This window comes from Labrenzia sp. PO1, from assembly GCF_012273635.1.
In the GTDB taxonomy this organism is placed as follows: Bacteria; Pseudomonadota; Alphaproteobacteria; order Rhizobiales; family Stappiaceae; genus Roseibium; species Roseibium algicola.
Genome location: NZ_JAAXCR010000003.1, coordinates 608,245 through 631,892 on the forward strand (window position 1 = coordinate 608,245; position 23,648 = coordinate 631,892).

The window sequence follows — 23,648 nt, forward strand, 5'->3', positions numbered from 1 at the left end:
TTATTTTTAGTGACTGTTTCCGCACAAATTTCAGGCGACACCCAAAAGGCCGAACCGACAGCCACCAAGGCTGAAGACTTCGTGCCGCCCTACCCGTTCCGCTATGAAAAGATGCCGCCGGTCTGGAGCCTGATCGGCATGGCCAAGCGCAATTTTCTATCTATTTGGGGCGTTGATGATTTTCAAAGCCGCCTCAGAAGCAAAAAGATCTTCACTCGCGAACTGGTGATCTGCAACCGGCCAGACGTGGTTCGTGAAGCGTTCCAGACCAATCACGATGTCTTGCAGCGCAAAAGCCCGCAAATGCGTCATGCCTTGCAGCCTCTTCTCGGCGACGGTCTTTTTATCAGTGATACCGAAACCTGGGCGAAACGCCGCAAGGTGGTAGCACCGATCATCCACGGCTCGCGCGTCAAAGGATTCGCGCCGATCATGATCGAAACCATCGAGGAACAGCGAGCTGACTGGGCATCGCAGGGCGAAGGCGCTGAGGTCGATGCGCTCGCCGATATGGCACACCTGACAGCAGAGATCATTTGCCGGACCATTTTTGGGCGCCAGCTGGGCAAGGATCATGCTGCCGAAGTCGTTCAGGGTTTTTCGGATTATCAGCGCCATATCGACCAGGTCGACATCCTCTCCCTCTTCGGACTGCCCGAATGGCTGCCACGTTTTCGTGGCCGTGCGATCAAGAAACCTGTCGAGCGCATCATGACGGTGCTCGACAAGATCATCGCCAACTACGAAGCGCAGAAGGAAAAAGGCGAAGCATCCGTCATTGGCGGTTTGCTGGAAGCGAGAGACGAGAACGGCGAACCACTGAGCCGTGAGGCAATCATCAGCGAAGCTGCCGTGATTTTCATGGCCGGCCATGAAACAACTGCCAACACACTGGCCTGGGCCTGGTTCCTGCTGTCCCAATGCGACAAGAGCAGGGCAAAATTGCAGGCCGAACTCGACACGGTCCTCGCCGGCCGGTCACCGACATTCCAGGACGTTCCCAACCTGCCCTACACCAAGGCTGTCATCGAGGAAACCTTGCGGCTGTATCCGCCGGTCCCTATCCTTGCGCGAGAGGCAATGGCCGACACAAGCATCGGCGGCAAGTCAGTGCCGAAAGGTTCGCTGGTCATGGTGGTGCCATGGCTTATGCATCGCAATCCGGTGCTATGGTCGAAACCGGACGTTTTTGATCCCGGCCGTTTTCTCAATCCGAAATCGAAGAAACCCAATAAATACGGGTATGTCCCCTTCAGCATCGGCCCGCGCATTTGCGCCGGACTGCAATTCGGCATGACAGAAGCAATTCTCAGCTTGGCCATTCTCGCCCAGGATTTCGAACTCAAGCTGAAAGACGGTACGGACGTCCAGCCGGTAGCGCGGTTGACCTTGCGCCCAGGTGAAAACCTGCCAATGACGCTGCACCCGCGCCATTCATGACCAAACAGACGCGGCTGGAAGATATTCCCTTCGCTGAAACTCTTGCAGTAGAGCCCGCCGCTCCTCGTCTAAGGGACCTCTTTTCTCAACAGGAGGCAGAGCGGGAGGCAGCTCGGCTTCACTGGTTCGTTCATGTCAAGGACGGTGTCCTGAACTCCCTTTTTCATCATTCGCTGAAACTGTGCCCACCAGCATTCGCATCGGGTTTCGGCAATCTGCTCGTGCCGGTAATGCGCTGGTCATATCGAGACAAACTGTTTCCGCAGCGCATCAGCCGTAATTTTGAAACGCTGACCGTCAACCGCTGGAACACCGACAAGGGCCGGAAAGCGGGACTGAAACGATGGTGGCACAACATCGGCCGAACGATGTCCGAGTTCTGCATCGTCAACAAGTTATGGAAAAGTGCTCGTATTGAAGTTGAAGGGCTGGAACATCTGAAAGCAGCGCAGGCCAAAGGCGCACCAGTGATCTTCACATCCATGCATCTTGGCACCTGGGAAGCACTTTTCGTGGCAATACACGAGGGGCTCGCCGGACCGAGCATCGGTCCATTTCAACCGGAGCCAAACCGGTTCAAGAACCGCATTGTTCATGCCATCCGCAAGGAGCGAAACCAGTATCTTTTCCCACCGGGGCAAAGAAGCGCGTATCGGCTGCACCGGCTGATGAACAACGGACAGTATTCCATGACCATTTTCGTGGACGAAGTTCGCGACAAGCAGGTCCATCTGCCCAGTTTCGGTCGACCATTACCGAAAAAAGGAAATGCGATCGTCGCGGTGAAGATCGCCAATTCCTGCGGCGGCACAATTATCCCGACATATCTTGTGCGACTGGGACCGGCCCGTTTCAGGATGGTCCTTCTGCCGCCTCTTGAAAGATCTGAAGAAACCACCGGCTATGATCTACAGGAAACAATCCGGGCCATGAACGATGTGTTCGAACCGATCGTTCTCGAACACATCGAAGAATGGTACATGTTAGGCGAATTGAGATTGCCCAGAAAATTCGCCCAAAGCGCCTACGCGAAAGCCTTGAGCGAAAAGAACCAAGTCCGAAAGTGGTAGATTAACCCTTCAGTCGCTCGGCATGCCAGGCGACGTGGTCGCGCGCGAACGTTGACACGAAATAATAGGAATGGTCGTAGCCTGCCTGCAAGCGGTAGGTATGAGCCGTCTTCGTTTCGGTCAATGCATCGATGAGCGCAGCGGGTTTGAGCAGTTCGTAGAATTGATCGCCTGCACCCTGATCAATCAGAACATCACCGGCCCAGCCCTTTTCCTTGACCAGACCCGTCGCGTCATGCGCTGTCCAGAGTGTCTCATCAGCTCCGAGATAGGCCCCAAGCTGTTTGCGGCCCCAGTCGGAAGCCGTGGGGTTTGCGATCGGCGCAAAGGCTGACAATGACTGATAATGCCCGGGATATTTCATTGCCAGCGTCAACGCGCCGTGCCCGCCCATGGAATGCCCGGTGATCCCGTGATGCACGGAAACTGGGAAGTTCTCGGTCACCAGATCGCGCAATTCGCTGGCAATGTAGGTCTCCATCTGGAAATGCGGCGCCCATGGAGTCTCTGTCGCGTTGACGTAGAAGCCCGCCCCTTGCCCCAGATCATAAGCCTCATCATTGGCAACGCTCTCGCCACGCGGGCTGGTGTCCGGAAAGACGACGGCAATACCAAACTCTGCGGCATGGGCCTGCAGCCCGGCTTTGGTCATGGCGTTTTCATGGGTGCAGGTCAGACCCGACAAATACCAAAGACATGGCACGGGGCCGTCCTTGGCCTGCGGCGGAATGTAGACTGCAAAAGTCATTTCACAACCACAGGCTTCCGACATGTGGCTATAGACACCTTGGGTGCCGCCAAAGGACTTGTTTTCGGAAAGGGTTTTCATTGTCAGTCAATTCCAATCTCTGAATAGCCGCCTATCCAAAAGGACTTCTCCGGCCTTGCCTTGCCAGACCGGAGAGACGCAGCATGCGCGTCCCCGCTTTCGCAGGGACGACGCCTTGGCAATATGTCGGCGGGTTACGCCTGACGTTCGATCAGTAAACCACCACCGAGCGGATCGATTCACCGGAGTGCATCAGATCGAACCCCTTGTTGATGTCTTCGAGAGGCATCGTGTGGGTGATCATTGGATCGATCTCGATCTTGCCGTCCATGTACCAGTCAACGATCTTCGGAACGTCCGTGCGGCCACGCGCGCCACCAAATGCGGTGCCTTTCCAGACGCGGCCGGTCACAAGCTGGAACGGACGGGTCGAGATCTCAGCACCAGCCGGAGCAACACCGATGATGATGCTCTCGCCCCAACCCTTGTGGGCTGATTCAAGCGCCGTACGCATGACATTCACGTTGCCGGTCGCATCGAAGGTATAGTCGGCCCCACCTTTGGTGAGGTTCACAAGATACGGAACAAGGTCGCCGTCTACTTCACTCGGATTGACGAAATCGGTCATGCCGAAACGCTCGGCCATCTCTTTCTTTTCCGGGTTCAGGTCAACGCCGACAATCTGGTCGGCACCGGCAAGACGCAGACCCTGGAGAACGTTCAGACCGATGCCGCCGAGGCCGAAGACAATCGCACGCGAACCGATTTCAACCTTTGCGGTGTTGATCACCGCACCGATGCCGGTCGTGACACCACAGCCGATGTAGCAGACCTTGTCGAATGGCGCGTCCGGACGGATCTTCGCCAGAGCGATTTCCGGTACGACCGTGTAGTTGGAGAACGTCGATGTGCCCATGTAGTGCAGGATCGGCTCACCATCGAGGGTCGAGAATCGGGACGAGCCGTCCGGCATCAGGCCCTGCCCCTGTGTCGCGCGGATCGACTGGCAGAGGTTTGTTTTCGGATTGAGGCAATATTCGCAGGTCCGGCACTCCGGCGTGTAGAGCGGAATGACATGGTCGCCCGGCTTCAGGGTAGTCACACCCGGGCCAACCTCGACAACGACACCTGCCCCTTCGTGACCCAGAATCGCGGGAAACAGACCTTCCGGATCCGCACCCGACAGGGTGAATTCATCGGTATGACAGATGCCGGTTGCCTTGATTTCCACCAGCACTTCAAAAGCGCGCGGGCCTTCAAGCCTTACAGTGGTGACTTCAAGCGGTTTTCCGGCCCCAACGGCCACAGCGGCGCGAACTTCCATGAAGGATCTCCTGATGTGTGTTTCCCGGGGAGAGTTAACGTCCATATCTGCAAATGCAAGAACCGATGCGGCATCCGCTGTCGGGATTGCGCTATTCGATCAAATCTACCCCGCCCGACACCTTGCAGGAAGCGCTGAAATCCATTGTTTCTCCGAGGGTTTGGTTAGTCTGGCACAATTCATCGCAGGCCGTAAGACACCCATGTCGCATTCAGACAAGCATGCGACTGAAACCTTATACGCAACCTCGACCCCAATCGCGAATATGCCTCCCAATGGACGAGACACCGGCCGTGTCGCTAAAGTCGTCGTTCAATTGCGTATTGACCCTGACGGCTGGCCGAGCGGATTTATCCGATTTGCTTGCCGGCAACGTGCGGAGCCGCTGCTTCATGAAGCGATATTCCTTTCTGGAACTGGCGAAAAACGCCTTTTCCGCGCACCAGAACTGGGGCCGCCAGTGGCGCGCTCCGGAACCCAAGGCCGAATATGACGTCGTGATTGTCGGCGCCGGCGGGCACGGTCTGGCAACTGCCTATTACCTTGCCAAGGAACACGGCATCCGCAACGTCGCGGTCATCGAAAAAGGTTGGCTCGGCGGTGGCAACACCGGTCGTAATACGACCATCGTGCGCTCCAACTATCTGTGGGAGGAAAGCGCCGGGCTCTACAATCACGCAATGGGCTTGTGGCAGAACCTGTCCCAGGAACTGAACTACAACGTCATGTATTCTGCACGTGGCGTGATGATGCTCGCGCACACGGTTCACGACGTTCAGGTGGCACAACGCCATATTCACGCCAACCGTCTGGCAGGCGTTCAGAATGAGTGGCTGACGCCGGAAGAGGCAAAGGAATATTGCCCGCCTCTGAACATTTCAAAGAACATCCGTTATCCGGTCATGGGCGCAGCCTTGCAGCGCGTCGGCGGCACCGCCCGTCACGATGCGGTCGCCTGGGGCTATGCCCGCGGTGCTGATGCCCTGGGTGTCGACATTATCCAGAACTGCGCCGTCACCGGCATCCGCCGCGGCCAGAATGGGGCCGTCGAGGGTGTGGAAACGGTCAAAGGTTTCATCAAGGCCAAGAAGGTCGGTGTCGTCGCAGCCGGTCACACGTCTGTCGTCATGGACATGGCCGGCGTCCGGCTGCCGCTGGAATCCTTCCCCCTGCAGGCACTGGTCTCCGAACCCGTCAAACCTGCCTTCCCGTGCGTGGTCATGTCAAACACGATCCATGCCTACATTTCGCAGTCCGACAAGGGTGAGCTTGTGATCGGTGCGGGCACTGACCAGTTCGTTTCCTATTCGCAGGCTGGCGGCATTCACATCACCAACCACACAATCGACGCGATCTGCGAACTTTTCCCGCATTTCCGGCGCATGCGCATGCTTCGAAACTGGGGTGGTATCGTCGACACAACGCCTGACCGTTCGCCCATCCTGTCGAAAACCCCGGTTCAGGGGCTCTACGTCAACTGTGGCTGGGGCACAGGCGGCTTCAAGGCGACACCCGGATCCGGCCACGTCTTCGCGCATACGATTGCCAAGGATGAGCCGCACCCGATCAACGCACCTTTCACCATCGACCGGTTCCGGACCGGCCGCCTCATCGACGAAGCCGCTGCAGCGGCCGTGGCCCACTAGGGGAGATCACAAGAATGCTGCTGATTTATTGCCCCTACTGCCAGGTCGAGCGTGCAGAAACGGAATTTGCCTGCCGCGGTGAAGCCCATATCGCGCGACCGGCTGATCCGAGCCAGGCCACGGACGAGGACTGGGTGGAGTTTTTGTACATGCGCGACAATACCAAGGGTGTAGCAGCCGAGCGCTGGCGCCATATTCACGGCTGCGGACGGTTCTTCAACGCTGTCCGCGATACCGTCAGCGACAAGTTCCTGAAAATCTACAAGACCGGCGAACCGAAACCGGATCTTGAAGCGATTGCCAAGGAGGCCGGCAAATGAGCCAGCCATTCCGTACTGAAAAAGGCGGCCGGATCGACCGCGCCGAGCAACTCACCTTCACCTTTGACGGCGAGGAAATGCAAGGCCACAAGGGCGATACCCTTGCCTCTGCGCTGCTTGCCAATGGTGTTCACCTGGTTGGTCGTTCGTTCAAGTATCACCGCCCGCGCGGCATTCTGACTGCCGGTTCGGAAGAACCGAACGCGCTGGTCGGGGTTTACCGCAACGGTGATCAGACGCCGAACCTGCGCGCTACACAGGTTGAGCTCTATCAGGGCCTCGAAGCCGTTTCACAGAACCGTTTTCCCTCGCTCGGGTTTGACATCGGCGCCGTGAACGATCTGCTTTCGCCGCTGTTTCCGGCCGGGTTCTACTACAAGACCTTCATGTGGCCGCATGCCTTCTGGGACAAGGTCTACGAGCCGATCATCCGTTCGGCGGCCGGCCTCGGCAAACCGCCGAAAAACCCGGATCACGACTTCTACGGTAACATTTACGCCCACTGCGACGTTCTTGTCGTCGGCTCCGGACCAACCGGACTTGCAGCGGCTCTGGCTGCGGCAGAGACCGGTGCGAAGGTGATGTTGGTCGACGAGCAGGCTGAATTCGGCGGTTCGCTGCTTTCTGAAGTCAGCGCAAGCATCGACGGAAAGGATCCTGCGGAGTTCGTTTCGGAAACCATCGCCAAGCTTGCCGCGATGGACAATGTCACTCTCCTGCCGCGGACAACGGCCTTCGGTTATTTTGCGCATAACTTCATTTCGCTGGCAGAGCGCATCACCGAACATTTGCCCAACCCGGATCCCAAACTGCCGCGTGAACGACTGTGGCAGGTGCGCGCCAAGGAAGTGGTGATTGCAGCCGGTGCGATCGAACGTCCGATGGTGTTTCCGGAGAATGACCGACCGGGCATTCTGCTCGCGGAAGCTGGAAGAACCTACCTCAACCGCTATGGAGTCAAAGTCGGCCACAAGGTTCTGGTGGCAACAGCCTGCGACAGTGCGTGGCAGGCGGCATTCGACCTTGCAGACCATGGTGTCGACGTAGCTGCCATCGTGGACATGCGCGAAACACCGCCTGAAAGCCTGGTTGCAATCGCTGAAGCCAGGGGCATTCGTGTCGAGGCAGGATGCGTTGTAACAGGAACTCTCGGTCGCAAGCGTGTCAAAGGCGCCTTGCTCGGCCGGATGATGACATCGGGACAGGTTGCCTCCGGTGGCCAGATTGCGTGCGATGCGCTTTTGATGTCAGGCGGCTGGACTCCGACCGTCAGCCTGTATTCCCAGTCTCGCGGCAAGGTCGTCTGGGACGCGGACAAGGGGGCCTATGTTCCCGGTATTTCCGTTCAGAAGGAACGTTCGGCAGGCGGCTCCAAAGGCCTCTACGGCCTGCAGGCAACGCTTCACGACGGCTATGCGGCCGGTGAAGAAGCAGCCAGGGCTGCAACCGGCAAGTCCGCCAAGGTGACCTATGTCACGGCAACAGGTGGAGAAGCCGGATCAGGCGGCATCCTCGGCGCCCTGCCCCACGATCGGAACGCTTCACGGGTCAAGGCGTTCGTCGATTATCAGAACGACGTTACCGCCAAGGACGTCAAGCTGGCCGTACGCGAAGGCATGCAGTCCATCGAGCATATCAAGCGCTACACCACCACCGGCATGGCCACCGACCAGGGTCGTCTTTCGAACATGAACGCCCTGGAGATCGCATCAGGGGCCTTGCAGAAGCCGGTAACGGATGTCGGGCTCACCACGTTCCGCCAGCCCTACACTCCAACGACATTCGGTCTCTTTGCCGGTGTATCGCGTGGCGACTTCTTCGACCCGGTTCGCAAGACACCTTCCCATGACTGGGTGGTGGAGAACGGCGGCGTCTATGAGGACGTTGGCCAGTGGAAGCGCACTTGGTACTTCCCGAAGAACGGTGAAGACATGCATGCGGCGGTTGCTCGCGAATGCAAGACCGTCCGCGAAAGCGTCGGGCTGTTCGATGCCTCCACGCTCGGCAAGATCGAAATTGTCGGACCGGATGCGGCCGAATTCCTGGAGCGGATGTACACCAACCCGTGGAAGAAGCTGGCGCCCGGCCGCTGCCGCTATGGCCTGCTGCTCAATGACGCCGGTTTCATCACCGACGACGGTGTTATCGGACGCCTTGCGGAAGACCGTTTCCATGTAACAACCACAACCGGCGGCGCGCCGAGTGTGTTTGCGACCATGGAAGACTACCTGCAAACAGAATGGCCGGATCTCGATGTCTGGATCACGTCGACCACCGAACAGTTTGCGGTCGCCGCGGTTCAGGGACCGAAGGCTCGGGAGGTGATTGCGCCCTTTATCGAAGGTGTCGATCTTTCCGCCGATGCCTTCCCGCACATGAGCGTGAAGGAAGCGACCTTCTGCGGCGTTCCCTGCCGGCTTTTCCGGATTTCCTTCACCGGCGAACTCGGCTTCGAAATCAACGTTCCCCGTCGTCATGGCAAGATGATGTGGGAAACGCTCGCCAAGGAAATCGAGAAGCACAACGGCACCGTTTACGGAACGGAATCCATGCACGTTCTGCGCGCCGAGAAGGGTTACATCATCGTCGGTCAGGACACGGACGGTACCGTTACCCCGCAAGATGCCGGCATGAGCTGGGCGATCGGCAAGAACAAGTTCGACTTCGTCGGCAAGCGTGGCCTGGCCCGTACTGACCTTGTTGCAGACGGTCGGAAGCAATTCGTGGGCCTGCTGACGAAGGACCCGAAAGTGAAGCTGGAAGAAGGTGCCCAGATCACGACTGCCGAGAACCCCGCCACCGGCACGCCTGCGGAAGGTCATGTCACCTCGTCCTACTACAGTCCGGCGCTCGACCGTACGATTGCCCTCGCGATCGTGAAGAACGGCCACGCATTGGAAGGCAAAACGCTCTATGTGCCGATGCCGACCGGAAGCATTCCGGTCGAGGTGACGAGCACGGTGTTCTATGACAAGGAAGGAGCACGGATCAATGTCTGAACTTCTGGCAAGCGATCTGATCACGCCGGACGCGGGTGAAACACCGCTTCTGAGCCTACCGTCGGTCTCCATCCTGAAAGCCGCGCCCATGACGCGACTTTCCCTGCGTTGCCGTGAAGCTGCGCAAAAGGAAGCCGGCACGGCATTTGGTGCCTCTCTGCCGCTTTCTCCCTTGTCGAACTCCACTTCCGCCAAGCGGGCAGCGCTCTGGATGGGGCCGGACGAGTGGACATTGCTTGCACCTGAAGAAGACCTCAGGGCGGTGTTCGACGGCATCGAGGAAAAGCTCTCAACGCATCCTCACGCCCTGGTTGATATCTCCGACCGGTCGGAAGCGATAATCGTCAGTGGCGACAAGGCTGCCTGGTTGCTCAACACCGGGGTCTTCATCGATTTCTCGCTTGAGGTCTTTCCGGTCGGCACAGTGACAAGGACCCTGTTTCACAAGTCGCCAGTGATGATCTGGCGGACAGGTGCGGACACATTTGTGGTGGAAGCCTGGGTTTCCTTCATGGACTACGTGGCAGGTCTGCTTGTCCAATCGGCTACAGAGCTGGAAGCAGCCTGACCGGGGTCGGTGAAAACACCTGATTTTAACGAACCTTTGCGAGCCTCGCGGAACACATCGTTGCGCGAGGCTCGCTTTTATGTCCGAACAGGTTTCCAGAAAACTCCGGCTGGCGGAGCTGCTCGGCGCACTCAGTCACGCTTTGGACATCACGGAAGGCCAGCCGCGTGGTCACTGCGTTCGCTGTTGCTGGATCGGCATTCATATCGGACGGCAAGTCGGGCTGACTGAAGCGCAACTCAGCGATCTCTATTACACGCTGCTCTTGAAGGACCTTGGCTGTTCAAGCAATGCAGCGAGGATCTGCGAGCTTTATCTCACCGACGACCTGACCTTCAAACACGACTTCAAGACGATCAGCGACAGCCTGCCTGCGGCCCTGCGTTTCGTGCTTTCTCACACCGGGTTGAAGCACGGATTTGCAGAACGTGTGCGCGCCATCGTCAACATTCTTCAAAATGGCGGCGACATTGCTAACGAGATGATCGAAACACGCTGCACACGTGGCGGCGACATTGCCCGCCAGATGCATTTCTCGGAAACTGTCGTATCCGGAATTTACAGTCTGGATGAACATTGGGACGGCAAAGGACGGCCGCACGGCATTGTGGGCTCCACCATCCCGGTACTTTCCCAGATCGCCTTGCTGGCACAGGTCATGGATGTCTTTCAGATCAATGCAGGCGTACAGGGGGCCTTGCAGGAATTGAAGGAACGGGCCGGCAGCTGGTTCGACCCCGCCTTGGTGGCTGCAGCAGAAACCGTCGCTAGTAATCCCCAGTTCTGGAACGCCTTGAAGTCGGAGAACCTCGACAAGATCGTCTACGGCCTCGAGCCAGCGCAGAACATTCGTTTTGCAGATGAGGAGCAGCTCGACGACATAGCCCACGGCTTTGCGCTCGTGATCGACTCCAAAAGTCCCTACACCGCCGGACACAGCGAGCGCGTAACGCTTTACACCGACATGATCGCAGAAGAGTTGGGTTACGGAATGCGTGACCGGCAGCTGCTGAGACGGGCGGCTCTCCTGCACGACATCGGCAAACTCGGCGTCAGCAACTCAGTCCTCGACAAACCCGGAAAGCTTGATGACCTGGAGTGGGAACAAATCCGCATGCATCCCGTTTACTCCGACGAGATCCTCTCCAGGATCGATACGTTCAAGGACCTGTCGCCGATCGCGAGAGGGCATCATGAAAAACTGGACGGCCGCGGATATCCGGACGGGCTGACCACAAGCAGGATTTCGATGGAAACGCGTATTGTCACGACGGCGGATATTTTCGACGCATTGACCGCAGAACGGCCTTATCGTGGACCGATGCCGTTGCCCAAGGCACTCGGCATCATGGAAAGCGAAGCCGGCACAGCCCTGGACGCGAAATGCCTTGCTGCGCTCAAACGGGCGACGGAGCGCATGGAGCAGACCAAGGCTGCCTAAATTGGTCGCAAAGGCGGCCAAATCAACCTATTCCCCTTGCAACTTTTAACGTGAGGCCTTCACTCTGCGCCCATGCTGAAAATCGGTTCTTACAACATACAAAAATCAATAGGCGTCGACGCGCGCCGGCGGCCTGACCGGACGCTCAAGGTTATCCAGGAACTGGACTGCGACATCCTGGCCCTGCAGGAAGCAGACAAGCGCTTCGGACCACGGGAAAGCACCCTCGACAGAGACACGATTCTTCAGGAAACGGATTACCGCCCCGTTCCGTTCGCGACAGGCGACAAGAGCCTGGGCTGGCACGGCAACGCTATTCTTGTTCGAAACTCGATCGGTATTCTCGACCATCGCCGGCTAGATCTGCCGACGCTGGAACCGCGTGGTGCGGTTGCTGTCGACCTTGAAGTTGCCGGTGAAAAAATCCGTGTGGCAGCCATGCACCTGAGCCTGATTGGTCACTTTCGAAAAAAGCAGATAACCTCGCTGATGCATCAGCTGCACGAGCATCTGGATTATCTGCCGACAGTTCTGATCGGAGACCTGAACGAATGGCGAGACACGGCAGGCAGCATCAAGCTGTTTGAAGAACGCTATGAGGTGACGACGCCGGGACGGAGCTTTCCCAGTCCCCTTCCCGTCGGCAGCCTGGACCGGATCATAACCAGCCCGGAATTCGTCGTCAGGCAGGCTGGCGTCCATAAATCGAAGACGGCACGCGTTGCTTCGGACCATTTGCCGGTCTGGGCCAACCTCACCCTGGAGCCGGCCGGACATCTACCCGGTTAGAAATCGCCTTTGTCAGGCAATCAGCTTGACCATGACGAAGTAAAGCCCGGCGGACAGGACGGCAGCAGCCGGAACGGTGACGACCCAGGCGGCGACGATGGTCATGAAATGCGCCCGGCGTACCAAGTGACGGCGTGCCTGCTCCTCGCGATTGCGGACAGGTCGTACCACGTTGCCATTGCCTTGTTTCTGGTTCACGAAATCCAGGCGGCGCTTTGAGCGTTCCGTATACCACTCCCGGAAGAACCCAACACCGAAGACAGCTCCCACGGCGATGTGCGTGGAACTCACGGGCAATCCGAAACCCGAGGCAACAATCACCGTGATGGCAGCTGACAGCGAAACGCAGTAGGCCCGCATCGGGTTGAGCTTGGTAATCTGTTGGCCGACCATTTCGATCAGGCGCGGGCCGAACAACAAAAGACCGAATGAAATGCCGAAGGCACCGACTGCCATGACCCAGAGCGGAATGCTCACCTTGGCGGCGACGTCTCCGAGTTCCGCCGTGTGAACGATGGCGGCAAGTGGGCCTACAGCATTTGCAACGTCGTTCGCTCCGTGGGCGAAGGACAGAAGAGCCGCCGAACAGACAAGCGGCACGGAAAACAGGATGCGGAGAGACTGGTTGCGGTTTTCCAGCCCTTCAGACTGACGCCTGATCAGCGGTCGCACGATCGCCCAGACCGCAAGCCCGACAACAACCCCAAGCAACAATGACATCGGCATGTCGATATGCACGATCTTCTTCAGGCCCTTGAGTGCCAGATAGCTGGCAAAGGTTCCCGACATGACACCGATCAGAACCGGAACCCATTTGCGGGCAGCGGCGATTTTGTCGTCCTGATAGATGATGAAAGTCTTGATGAAGGCCAGGAAACCTGCAGCAACCAGGCCGCCGAGAAAAGGCGAAATGACCCAGCTTGCTGCGATACCGCCCATTGTCGCCCAATTGACCGCGCTGAAGCCTGCCGCCGCAATGCCAGCTCCCATGACGCCGCCAACGATGGAATGCGTTGTCGAAACCGGCGCACCGATCCAGGTGGCAAGGTTGATCCAGAGTGCGGAGGACACCAGAGCCGCCATCATCGCTGCCATGAAGACATTGGCATCGGCCACCGAAGCGGGATCAATGATGCCCTTGGAGATGGTGCTGACGACGTCCCCACCTGCGATCAGGGCCCCTGCACTTTCAAAGACGGCCGCAATGATCAGCGCCGTCAGCAGTGTCATGGCCCGCGAACCGACGGCGGGACCAACGTTGTTGGCAACATCGTTGGCACCGATATTGAGTGCCATATAGGCGCCGATGGCTGCCGCAGCGACGATGATGACCGTTCCCGGTGCTCCCGACATGGAGGCACCGGCGCCAAGGGCGCACAAGACGATAAAGACCAGCGCGATACCCGGCGCAATCAAGCCACGTCCAAGAGACCCGGCGGCCTCTTCCATGTAGCTCAGCTTGTCGAGATCCTTGTCGAGGGTCGGCTTTTTCAAATTCGGCATGGGCGTTCCAGTCGGGAAGTCCTTTGAAGGCAAGTCTTGCAAGCCAAGCGTCATCTGGCGCCTGCCTTAAACAATCGTCCGAAAAGGTCAACCAAAACGGCCCTCATTGGCCAAAATTTCTTAGTTGGGTAAATTTTCCAGTTTGCGAAGTACCTTCACGAGGCCCGGATCGCCGGCAAGCCGCATGGCTTCCTGTATCGGAAGCCACCGGACATCTCGCTCGTCCTTGTCGGGAAAACTGCTTGTCGTGCTTTCAACGTCGACAAGGAACACAAGAACTTCCGTCCTGAGCTGCAAGCCGCCTTCGCCGCCTTTGTGTGACTGAAAACTGGCAAAGGGTTTCTTCTGCGCATTTCCGATAACGCCTGCCTCTTCGAAAGCCTCCACCGCTGCGGTGTGGTGTGCTTTCAACGACATGATCGGCCAGCCTTTGGGAAGAATCCAGCGATGCGTGGATTTGGTCGTCACAAGCAGGACTTCCCGCTCCCCGTCGCGCAAACGATGGCACAACGCTGCGATCTGCAATCTCGAAGGGCGCCGGAACAACAGAAGCAGGTTCTGAAACCAGGAAGTCCGGGTGTCGATTGCTGAATAAAGCTGCGCCATGGTGCCCTTTCCGAAATGTTGATGACACTCGGAAGATAAGGCCGGAACTTGGGCTTGTCCAGAAAATGCGCACTGTGTGCTGTTTGTTATCCGACGAACTTGTTAGGGTAGAACGGAGTTCTCATGAGAGGACGAGCTTGAGCGCCGTGAATAGGCCGGCGGCCAGCAAGGCTGAGGCGGGAACAGTGACAAGCCAGGCTGCGATGATGGTGATCAGGCTTGATCGACGCACCAGGAGGCGTCTGCGACGCTCTTCCCTGTTTTTCATCATCTTGCGCGGTTTCATGACCCCGCCTTCCGCAACATACTTGTTGCGATACCATTCCCGGTAAAAACCCACACCGAACAGCGCACCAACCGCAATATGGGTGGACGATACCGGCAGCCCCGCACCAGAAGCCGTCAGCACGGTCGCAGCGGTTGCCAGGGTGATGCAAAAGGCACGTACGGGGCTAAGTTTGGTGATCTTCTTGCCGACAACAGTGACAAGCCGTCTGCCGAACAGCAGAAGACCGGCGGAAATCCCGCATGCGCCGACTGCGCTCACCCAGATCGGCACTTCGGGATTGAGCGCCCCCAGATACCAAAATACGAGATCCGGAAAATCATTCGATTGGCTGAGAACGATGGCCGCCAGCGGCCCGATGGCGTTTGCAACGTCGTTGGCGCCATGGGCAAATGACAGCAAACCTGCCGCGACCATGAGCGGTACTGCAAAAAGGTTGCGCAAGGCGCGCGCACTGTTTTCCAGCGTAAGCGTTTGGGCGTGGATTACCCGGCAATAGATCCGCCAGACAACGAAGCCGACGGTGAGCGACAGCACGATGGCGAGCCATTCAGGAACAGAGATGAGCCGGTCGGACGTTTTCAGCAGAATGTAGCCGGTGAAGGTCGCCCCCATGAGGCCCAGCAGTATCGGCAACCAATATCTGGCAGCTTTCAGCCGGTCCGGCGTATAGACAACCCTTGAATTGATAAAGGCCATGATCCCGGCCCCGACGAGACCGCCGAGAACCGGAGACAGAACCCAGGAAGCAGCAATTGTCGAAATGGTTGTCCAGTTGATGGCTGCAAAGCCGCTTGCCGCGATCCCGGCGCCGACAACACCGCCTATGATCGAATGGGTGGTCGAGACAGGTGCGCCGATCGCCGTCGCGAAATTGATCCACAAAGCTGAGGCTGCCATGGCCGTCAGCATTGCCAGCATGAATTCCGAACTGTTTCGGACATCGCTGGGGCTCAGGATATCTCCGGAAACGGTCGAGACGACATCCGCTCCGGCAAGCAATGCGCCCGCGCTTTCGCAAACGGCCGCAATCAGCAAGGCGCCGGTGAGGCTGACGACACGCGCGCCCACGGCAGGACCGACATTGTTGGCAACGTCGTTGGCGCCGATATTGAGCGCCATGTAGCCGCCAATTGCACTGGCGGCCACAAGGATGAGCATGTTGGAAAAACCGCTGGAAGACACCTGGAATGCGGCCACGCAGGCGCAGATCACGAGGAACACCAGGGCAAGACCCGGTCCGACAAGACGCCGGCCCATAGCCTCCGCCACCTCACTGACAAAGCTGATCTTGTCGAGATCCTTGTCCAGAGCCTTCTTTTTCAGGTCCTTGTTGGTGAGCACCCGAACACGCCTCGCTATCCCTCAGGAAATGTCTAGCAAATTTGCGATTTGTGCTGCCGCAAAAACCGTCTCAGCGCCGGCTCTTCGGCGGCCTCAATTGCCTTCGAGAAAGGCAGCCAGACCCTTTTGCGTTGCCCAATTTCAGGAAAGTCTTTCAACTGTTTTTCAAAACGGATCTTGAAGACAATCACCTTGGTACGGATCTTCAATCCGTCCGCAAGGCCCTTGTAGGACCGGAAGCTGCCAATGGCTCGCGGTTCGGCCGTGCCGACAATTCCCGCTTCCTCATAGGCTTCGATCAACGCCGTTTCAAATGCGGGCTTGTCCTTTTCAGGCCAGCCCTTCGGCAAGATCAAGCGGCCGGTCTCGCGGGTCGAGACCAGGAGAATTTCTGGCTCCACCTCGCCCGGACGCACGCAAAGAGCCGCGATCTGCAAACGGAGCGGTTTGACAAACAAACCTGCAATACCGTGCAGCCACGATGCATCCCGCGCTGTCAGTGCCTTAGCGAATCCCATCTCCACACCTGTTGTTCTGGAACAGCAGGTGTATAGGGAGTTCCCTTAGGGACGTCTAGAGAAAAGTGCACTCGGTGCGCGCACATTTTTATTACAAATATTACAAGTCCGCTTCAGGCCGCCGAAACGGAAACGTGATCGGCTGTCCAGGCTCCCGGCCAAACTTCCGCCTTGCCGGACTTCAGGTCTCGAAGTTCGTTGAGGGGCACCGAAACGACAAGGAACGGTTCTTCTCCGTTGCTTCCGGAGGTCGCGGCTACCTCTGCGGCAACACCTGTAAAACCGAATTCCTCTTCACACGGCAGATACAGCGCCGCTCCGGAAACGTTGGTGTCGTTCTGCGTTGTGCCCTTTGATGTGCCGACAAGACCGCAAACGGCGACCGCGCACATGAGCTCAACAGCACGTGCCTTGGCACAGCCGAAGACACGGTGATAGCCGGAGAGTTTTTCCGTCATTGAAGGGACTAGCAGAAGATCGAGATCCAGCTTCGCCAGCAGGCTGCTGAGCGCCGGCATTTCGACATCCAGGCAGATCAGGATCGCCATCTTCAAACCGTCGAGCTCGAACGTCTTCAGATCAGCTCCAGGCACCAGATGCCAGATCTCCGGATCCTGCTCAAACGGTGTGAGGCACAATTTGTCCTGACGGATCTCGCGCCCGTCGGCTGTCAGCAGAACGGCTGTGTTGGTGAAACCCTCAGGCGCCTGAACAGGCATCGATCCAGCCAACAGCGACACACCATACCTGGCAGGTAGCGGAACAAGTATCGCGAGCAAGTCGGTGCCCACGTCCGCCAGGAACGCCATTTCCTGGTCAGGCAGCAGACCTTCGGGTTTGAACGCCAGGCAACATTCCACAAGATATTCAGGAAGCATCAGGAGCTTTGCGCCCTCTCCCGCGGCGCGCTGCATTCCCTCTTCTATCTGTGCAGCAAAAGCTGCCACCGAAGCTGGAGCGCGGCTCAGGTTAAAGGACCAAAGTGCAATGGGATAATCTGTCATGGTGCCCGACGTCTCGATAACTAAGACGCAAGACTTAAAGGCAGCACGCAGAGCGTTTCAAGCCCTTGTCTGTCTTTCGTTCACCTGAACTTGGCTCCTCCGGTATTTCCGGAAGGTTCAGTCGATGAACAGTCCGAGAAATGCTACCAGAACCATCAGAAATCCTGTTCCGACAAGGGCTGCTTTCGGCTCTTGCGGCAGGGCGGTGAGTTTTGCTGAACGTCTGACTTCCCGAATCCCTTTCAGGGCCCGGTCCGTACGCCTGTCTATTTCTTCGAAATAGGGCGAAAGCTCATTCTGAGCACGCATGCCTGATCCTCACGATTCCTTCGTGGGTTCAAACCTTATGCCCGGAGACTTAGCGTTTGGTTAATTCACGTTTACCTGCGCCGCATCAAAGGCGGGTTTTCTGCGGATCCGCGACATCAAGGATGCGCAGTTGCACCTTGGGTGTCCCCTGCCAGGTGTCGATTGACAGCGTACCTGCCACATGCAGCGACTGTCCCCGGCCCTGCAAAAGCATCTGACCGTGCGGTTTGTCGTCCGCCTTGAAGCAGATTGCCTTTAACGCAGTCCCGTCACCAGAAGTAATCGAGGCTCGGACATGTCCCTTACCGACCACATCGGCGAAGGAAATCCGGTGGGCGGGAAAGGCAAACACCGGTTCAGCATGACCGGCACCATAGGGCCCCGCCTTTTCCAGCAATTCCAGAAGATCGAGATTTGCGCCCGTTGCCGTCAGCGCGGCATCAATCTTCAGTTCCCGGTTTGCACTTGCCGCCTCGACGTCGTCCTTCAGCACATCGTTGAAAAACGCTTCCAGGTCGGCGGTCTTCTCCCGCAGAACCGTAAGCCCTGCCGCCATGGCGTGCCCACCACCCTTTTCGAGCAAACCTTCGTCAACCGCTCTGCGAACGGCCTTGCCAAGGTCAACACCGGGGATGGAGCGCCCTGAACCAGTCCCCTTGCCGGTTTCATCAAAGGCGACCGCAAAGGAAGGCCTGCGGTGAGCTTCCTTGAGCCGAGAGGCAATCAGTCCAACAATCCCGGGGTGCCAATCGTCGGAACCGGTCAGGAGAACCGCCGGATCACGTGCCTGGATCGCCATTGCGGCTTCTGCGCCGGCCTGTTCCAGCATCACTGCTTCCATGGACTGACGTTCGGTATTGAGCTGGTCCAGCCGCTCGGCGATTGCCCGTGCTTCGTGCGGGTCTTCCGTCGTCAGAAGGCGCGCGCCCAGTGCAGCGTCGCCAATACGTCCTCCCGCGTTGATCCGTGGGCCTATCAAGAAACCCAGATGATAAGGCGCCGGCTTTCCGCTCACGCGCGCAGTGTCCGCAAGCGCAGTCAGCCCGTAATTGCGGCGTTGGTGCATCACCGCAAGGCCACGTGTCACATAGGCCCTGTTCAGGCCCTGCAACGGAACGACGTCGCACACGGTACCGAGCGCCACCAGATCGAGCAGCGCCATGAGATCCGGCTCCTGCCTGCCCTGGAAAACCCCGCGACGTCGCAACTCGCGGTTCAGGCCGACAAGAAACAGGAACGTGACGCCGACAGCTGCCAGATGCCCCTGCCCCGACAGATCATCCTGCCGGTTCGGGTTGACGAGCGCCTCAACCGCCGGAAGCGTTTCGCCAACCTGGTGGTGATCGATGACCACGACGTCGAGATCGAGTTGCCGGGCAGTTTCAAAAGCTTCAAAAGACGTGCTGCCGCAGTCGAGCGTCACCAGCAGATCAGCCCCGCCATGGCGAAGATGTTCGATGGCCGGACCGTTCGGTCCGTATCCTTCGATGATCCGATCCGGAATATGGATCACAGGGTCAAGGCCGAGCCACTGCAGGTATTTGGCGAATATCGCAGACGATGTCGCCCCGTCGACATCATAGTCGCCGAAGATCGCAATCTTTCGACCAGCCTGGACCGCATCCGCGACCCTTGCCACGGCGGCGTCCATATCGACCAGACCGGAAGGATCGGGCATCAGCAGCTTGAGTGACGGTTCCAGGAAGCCGGTTGCCTCGTCGGCCTGAACGCCGCGCGCAGCCATGACACGCGCCAGCACGTCCGGCAGTCCGTGAACCTGCGAAATCGCCATCGCGGTTCGCAGGTCAGCGCCACTCAGGCGCTCGCGCCAGGCGTTGTCGTTTGCGGAACGGGCGACCCCAAGTACGAGCCGCCTGTCGTCTTCCCCGGATTGTCCCAGCATTCAGCCGCGCTTAGTCCAGATGAAACTTCTCAAGATCCGTGTGCTGGGCCTTGATGTAACGCACCGTCCCAGTGGAGGACCGCATGACAACGGTGTGCGTGGTGATGTGATGACGGCCGAAGCGGACGCCCTGCAGGAAGTTACCGTCGGTTACCCCCGTTGCGGCAAAAAGCACGTCCGGCCCGGCCATTTCTTCAAGTGTGTACTTCTTCTTGATGTCCTCGATGCCCATGCGATGCGCACGCTCGACCTGCTCGTCGCGCGTGATCACAAGACGAGACTGCATCTGGCCACCGATACAACGAAGAGCGGCCGCTGCAAGCACACCTTCCGGGGCACCGCCGATACCTGCGTAGATATCGATGCCGGTTTCGTCCGGATCGGTCGTGTGAATAACGCCGGCGACGTCACCATCTCCGATCAGGCGGATTGCAGCACCAGTCGCCCGGATTTCCTCGATCAGGCGGGCGTGGCGCGGACGGTCGAGCACGCAGGCGGTGACTTCACTGACCTTGACGCCTTTTTCCTTGGCAACGGCTGCAATATTTTCGGCAATCGGCGCGTCCAGATCGATCAATCCGGCCTTGTAACCCGGCCCGATGGCAATCTTGTCCATATAGCTGTCCGGAGCGTTCAGAAGATCACCCGCCGGCGCCAATGCGATAACCGCCAGGGAGTTCGGCAGGTTCTTGGCGCAGATTGTCGTGCCTTCCAGCGGGTCGAGAGCGATGTCGACTTTCGGTCCCTGCTTCGTGCCGACGTTTTCACCGATGTAGAGCATCGGAGCTTCGTCGCGTTCCCCCTCACCGATAACCACGGTACCGTCGATAGGCAGGCGGTTCAGTTCGCGCCGCATTGCGTCCACTGCCGCCTGGTCCGCGGCCATCTCGTCGCCGTGACCGCGCAACCGGGCTGCCGACACAGCCGCTCTTTCACTGACGCGGGCCAGCTCGAGCGTCAGAATACGGTCCAGGCCGCTCGACGGTTGTTTATCAGTATTGGACATCAACATCTCCAGTCTCTCCCTCCGCAGGACGCCTCGGCGGGCACTCACTCGTCAGTTCAGTTTTTCAATGCGGATCATCTGAGGCTGTTCGGAAACTACCCCCTTGGACATGATCACGTCCAATGCCTCTTTGATTGCCACTTCAGTCGTTTCATACGTGATGAGGATGACAGGTTGAGGCAGGTCCGCATCAAATTTCACAGGAACGTCCTTATTTGCATGACGTTTCTGGACAATCGATTCCAGTGAAATGCCGGCATCGCCCATGCATCTGGCGATTTCGGCGAAAGCACCCGGCCGATCGAATACGGACAGGCGGATATAATATCCGCCTTCATGAAGCCGCATGCGGGCACGTTGATAGCTGTTAAGCTCTGCAGCGGGCATGCCAAGAACAGGCGTTTCGTCGCCCCGGGCAATATCGGCGAGATCGGCCACGACGGATGACGCCGTCGCATTGCCGCCGGCACCCGGTCCGACGAGCACGATTTCACCAACGAAGTCACCGTCGACAGCCACAGCATTCAGGACGCCGTCGATCCGAGCAATCGCAGAGGACTTCGGCACCATGGTCGGATGAACACGTTGCTCGATGCCCGTATCAGTGCGTTGGGCAACGCCCAGTAGCTTGATGCGAAAACCGAGTTCGTCTGCAGCCTGAATATCGGCGGTCGTGATCGAGGTGATGCCCTCGACGTAGATGTCGTCGCTCGAGATTTCCGTGCCGAAGGCAAGACTGGTGAGGATGGCAAGCTTGTGGGCGGTGTCGTTACCTTCGATGTCGAAGGTCGGATCCGCCTCCGCATAGCCGAGACGCTGTGCATCCGACAGACAATCCTGAAAACTGATGCCTTCTGCCTCCATCCGGGTCAGGATGTAATTGCAGGTGCCGTTCAGGATACCGTAGATGCGGCTGATGTCGTTGCTGGCCATGGATTCGCGCAGCGTCTTGACGATCGGAATGCCTCCGGCAACGGCTGCCTCGTAGTTGAGGCAGGCGTCGTTGGCCTCCGCCAGCACTGCCAGCTCAACGCCATGGCGCGCAAGCAGCGCCTTGTTTGCTGTCACGACATGAATGCCACGCGCCAGAGCAGCACGCACGCTTTCCTCAGCGGGGCCGTTGTCGCCGCCGATCAGTTCGACAAAAATATCGACATCTGCCGTCCGGGCCATTTCCACCGGATCGGTGAACCATTCGAATGCCGAGACATCGATGCCCCGATCACGGGTCCGATCACGTGCACTGACCGCTGTCACGGTCACTGCTCGCCCGGTTTTCGTTGCAATCTGTCCGCCGTGTTTTGAAAGGAGCTGCACCACGGCCGCCCCCACGGTGCCAAGGCCAGCGATGCCTACCTTCAATGCGTCTGCCATACGGAAATGAGTCCAGTTCTTATCAACCTTTGGTCCCGAGCGGGATGACGTTGTGCAGCTTTTGATCCGCAGTTTCAAGGAAGCGGCGGATATTTCTGGCTGCCTGACGCAGTCTTTGTTCGTTTTCCACCAGTCCGATGCGGACGTACTCGTCTCCGTGTTCACCGAAACCGATACCTGGTGCGACGGCCACTTCCGCCTTTTCCAGTAGCAGCTTGGAGTATTCCAGACTGCCGAGCGCCCGGAACTTCTCAGGGATCGGTGCCCAGCAGAACATGCTGGCTTCCGGTGCCGGAATATCCCAGCCGGCCCTGCCGAAACTGTCGACCACCACATCGCGGCGCTTCTTGTAGATTTCGCGGGTATCACGGATGCAGTCATCCGATCCGTTCAGGGCCGCGGTTGCTGCAACCTGAATGGGTGTGAAGGCGCCGTAATCGAGATAGGATTTCACTCGCGACAACGCAGCAATCAGCCGCTCGTTGCCGACAGCAAAGCCCATGCGCCACCCCGGCATGGAGAAGGTCTTCGAAAGTGACGTGAATTCGACGGTGACATCCATGGCACCCGGCACCTGCAGAACCGATGGCGGCGGTGTCGCACCAAAATAGATTTCGGAGTAAGCCAGGTCAGACAGGATGAAGATGTTGTGCTTGCGAGCGAATGCGACCACGTCCTTGTAGAAGTCGAGATCCGCGCAATAGGACGTCGGGTTCGCCGGGTAGCAAAGAATGATTGCGATCGGCTTCGGCACGGAATGGATCACCGCGCGTTCAAGCGCATCGAAGAACGCCGGACCCGGTTCCGCCGGAATGTTGCGGATCGAGGCACCAGCCATCAAGAAGCCGAAGGTGTGAATCGGATAGCTGGGATTGGGGCTCAGAATCACATCCCCGGGTGCGGAGATGGCCTGCGCCATGTTGGCGAAGCCTTCCTTGGAGCCGAGTGTCGCGATCACCTGGGTATCGGGATCCAGTTTCACGCCAAACCGGCGACCGTAATAAGCCGCTTGTGCCTTGCGCAGGCCTCCGATGCCCTTGGATGCGGAATAACGGTGCGTGCGTGGGTCCTGCACGACTTCGGTCAGCTTGTCGACAATGTGCTTCGGTGTCGGCAGGTCAGGGTTGCCCATGCCAAGATCGATAATGTCCGCCCCCGCCGCGCGCGCCTTCGCCTTCAAACGGTTCACCTGTTCGAACACGTACGGCGGCAGCCGCTTGATCTTATGGAATTCCTCCATGACGCGAATCCTTGCGAGTTGACAGTATCAGCTGCGCTCCCTTGCCGGGCGCGGCGACGGCGCAGCGGGGCTCTTTTAGCAGTCCGGATAAAAATACGCACCCGTCTTTGCGTCGCTAGCCGACTAAATTTGTAGCGTTTTTTAGAACATGATTGCTTTGGCAGTAGTCCTCGGCCGCCCGAGCTCCAC

Annotated in this window: 20 protein-coding genes; 8 read left to right on the forward strand and 12 right to left on the reverse strand. The window is 58.3% G+C overall.

What is annotated here, in order from left to right:
• The first annotated feature begins 9 nt into the window (after positions 1-9).
• Both HCG46_RS17770 and HCG46_RS17775 read left to right on the forward strand, forming a co-directional pair.
• A complete protein-coding gene (locus HCG46_RS17770; RefSeq protein WP_168686956.1) occupies positions 10-1,440 on the forward strand; it encodes a cytochrome P450 in 1,431 nt (476 codons plus the stop codon).
• Positions 1,437-2,510, forward strand: a complete 1,074-nt coding sequence (locus HCG46_RS17775; protein ID WP_168686957.1) for a lysophospholipid acyltransferase family protein — start codon at positions 1,437-1,439, stop codon at positions 2,508-2,510. The genes HCG46_RS17770 and HCG46_RS17775 overlap by 4 nt, the downstream gene beginning before the upstream one ends.
• Before the next feature lies 1 nt (position 2,511).
• On the opposite strand, the gene fghA is transcribed toward HCG46_RS17775, so the two are convergent.
• Both fghA and HCG46_RS17785 read right to left on the reverse strand, forming a co-directional pair.
• Positions 2,512-3,339 carry an S-formylglutathione hydrolase gene (gene fghA, locus HCG46_RS17780; RefSeq protein WP_168686958.1) on the reverse strand — a complete coding sequence of 276 codons (828 nt, stop codon included), beginning with the start codon at positions 3,337-3,339 and terminating at the stop codon, positions 2,512-2,514.
• 151 nt (positions 3,340-3,490) lie between these two features.
• Positions 3,491-4,603 (reverse strand): S-(hydroxymethyl)glutathione dehydrogenase/class III alcohol dehydrogenase, encoded by a 1,113-nt coding sequence (locus HCG46_RS17785; RefSeq protein ID WP_055653967.1) that lies wholly within the window; start codon positions 4,601-4,603, stop codon positions 3,491-3,493.
• A gap of 392 nt (positions 4,604-4,995) precedes the next feature.
• Here HCG46_RS17785 and HCG46_RS17790 point away from each other — a divergent pair, with 392 nt between their 5' ends.
• From HCG46_RS17790 to HCG46_RS17815, 6 genes are all read left to right on the forward strand, one after another.
• On the forward strand, positions 4,996-6,249 hold the full coding sequence (locus HCG46_RS17790) for a sarcosine oxidase subunit beta family protein (protein ID WP_031268788.1): 1,254 nt from the start codon (positions 4,996-4,998) through the stop codon (positions 6,247-6,249).
• Positions 6,250-6,263: 14 nt separating this feature from the next.
• Positions 6,264-6,569: a sarcosine oxidase subunit delta gene (locus HCG46_RS17795; RefSeq protein ID WP_077292998.1), complete on the forward strand. Its 306-nt coding sequence runs from the start codon at positions 6,264-6,266 to the stop codon at positions 6,567-6,569.
• Positions 6,566-9,568 (forward strand): sarcosine oxidase subunit alpha family protein, encoded by a 3,003-nt coding sequence (locus tag HCG46_RS17800; RefSeq protein WP_168686959.1) that lies wholly within the window; start codon positions 6,566-6,568, stop codon positions 9,566-9,568. Before HCG46_RS17795 ends, HCG46_RS17800 begins: the two co-directional genes overlap by 4 nt.
• Positions 9,561-10,136, forward strand: a complete 576-nt coding sequence (locus tag HCG46_RS17805; protein WP_168686960.1) for a sarcosine oxidase subunit gamma family protein — start codon at positions 9,561-9,563, stop codon at positions 10,134-10,136. The genes HCG46_RS17800 and HCG46_RS17805 overlap by 8 nt, the downstream gene beginning before the upstream one ends.
• Positions 10,137-10,215: 79 nt before the next feature.
• Positions 10,216-11,577: an HD-GYP domain-containing protein gene (locus HCG46_RS17810; protein ID WP_168686961.1), complete on the forward strand. Its 1,362-nt coding sequence runs from the start codon at positions 10,216-10,218 to the stop codon at positions 11,575-11,577.
• A 72-nt stretch (positions 11,578-11,649) separates the two neighbouring features.
• Positions 11,650-12,366: an endonuclease/exonuclease/phosphatase family protein gene (locus tag HCG46_RS17815; protein ID WP_055653958.1), complete on the forward strand. Its 717-nt coding sequence runs from the start codon at positions 11,650-11,652 to the stop codon at positions 12,364-12,366.
• A gap of 12 nt (positions 12,367-12,378) precedes the next feature.
• Here HCG46_RS17815 and HCG46_RS17820 read toward each other — a convergent pair whose 3' ends face one another.
• The 10 genes from HCG46_RS17820 to HCG46_RS17865 form a co-directional block, all read right to left on the reverse strand.
• A complete protein-coding gene (locus HCG46_RS17820; protein ID WP_055653956.1) occupies positions 12,379-13,869 on the reverse strand; it encodes an inorganic phosphate transporter in 1,491 nt (496 codons plus the stop codon).
• A 120-nt stretch (positions 13,870-13,989) separates the two neighbouring features.
• On the reverse strand, positions 13,990-14,475 hold the full coding sequence (locus HCG46_RS17825) for an NUDIX hydrolase (RefSeq protein ID WP_022999403.1): 486 nt from the start codon (positions 14,473-14,475) through the stop codon (positions 13,990-13,992).
• A gap of 121 nt (positions 14,476-14,596) precedes the next feature.
• Positions 14,597-16,105: an inorganic phosphate transporter gene (locus tag HCG46_RS17830; protein ID WP_353621823.1), complete on the reverse strand. Its 1,509-nt coding sequence runs from the start codon at positions 16,103-16,105 to the stop codon at positions 14,597-14,599.
• Positions 16,106-16,137: 32 nt separating this feature from the next.
• Positions 16,138-16,623, reverse strand: coding sequence for an NUDIX hydrolase (locus tag HCG46_RS17835; RefSeq protein WP_075282592.1), 486 nt, complete (start codon positions 16,621-16,623; stop codon positions 16,138-16,140).
• Between the two features lie 113 nt (positions 16,624-16,736).
• Complete coding sequence (locus tag HCG46_RS17840; protein ID WP_168686962.1) at positions 16,737-17,627, reverse strand: nitrilase-related carbon-nitrogen hydrolase; 891 nt, start codon at positions 17,625-17,627, stop codon at positions 16,737-16,739.
• 117 nt (positions 17,628-17,744) lie between these two features.
• Entirely contained in the window at positions 17,745-17,936 is a 192-nt protein-coding gene (locus HCG46_RS17845; protein ID WP_022999407.1) for a hypothetical protein, read from the reverse strand.
• A gap of 85 nt (positions 17,937-18,021) precedes the next feature.
• On the reverse strand, positions 18,022-19,839 hold the full coding sequence (recJ, locus tag HCG46_RS17850) for a single-stranded-DNA-specific exonuclease RecJ (RefSeq protein WP_168686963.1): 1,818 nt from the start codon (positions 19,837-19,839) through the stop codon (positions 18,022-18,024).
• 10 nt (positions 19,840-19,849) lie between these two features.
• Positions 19,850-20,845, reverse strand: coding sequence for a class II fructose-bisphosphatase (glpX, locus tag HCG46_RS17855; RefSeq protein WP_022999409.1), 996 nt, complete (start codon positions 20,843-20,845; stop codon positions 19,850-19,852).
• 51 nt (positions 20,846-20,896) lie between these two features.
• Complete coding sequence (locus HCG46_RS17860; RefSeq protein WP_022999410.1) at positions 20,897-22,219, reverse strand: homoserine dehydrogenase; 1,323 nt, start codon at positions 22,217-22,219, stop codon at positions 20,897-20,899.
• 22 nt (positions 22,220-22,241) lie between these two features.
• A complete protein-coding gene (locus tag HCG46_RS17865; RefSeq protein ID WP_168686964.1) occupies positions 22,242-23,459 on the reverse strand; it encodes an LL-diaminopimelate aminotransferase in 1,218 nt (405 codons plus the stop codon).
• Between the last annotated feature and the right edge of the window lie 189 nt (positions 23,460-23,648).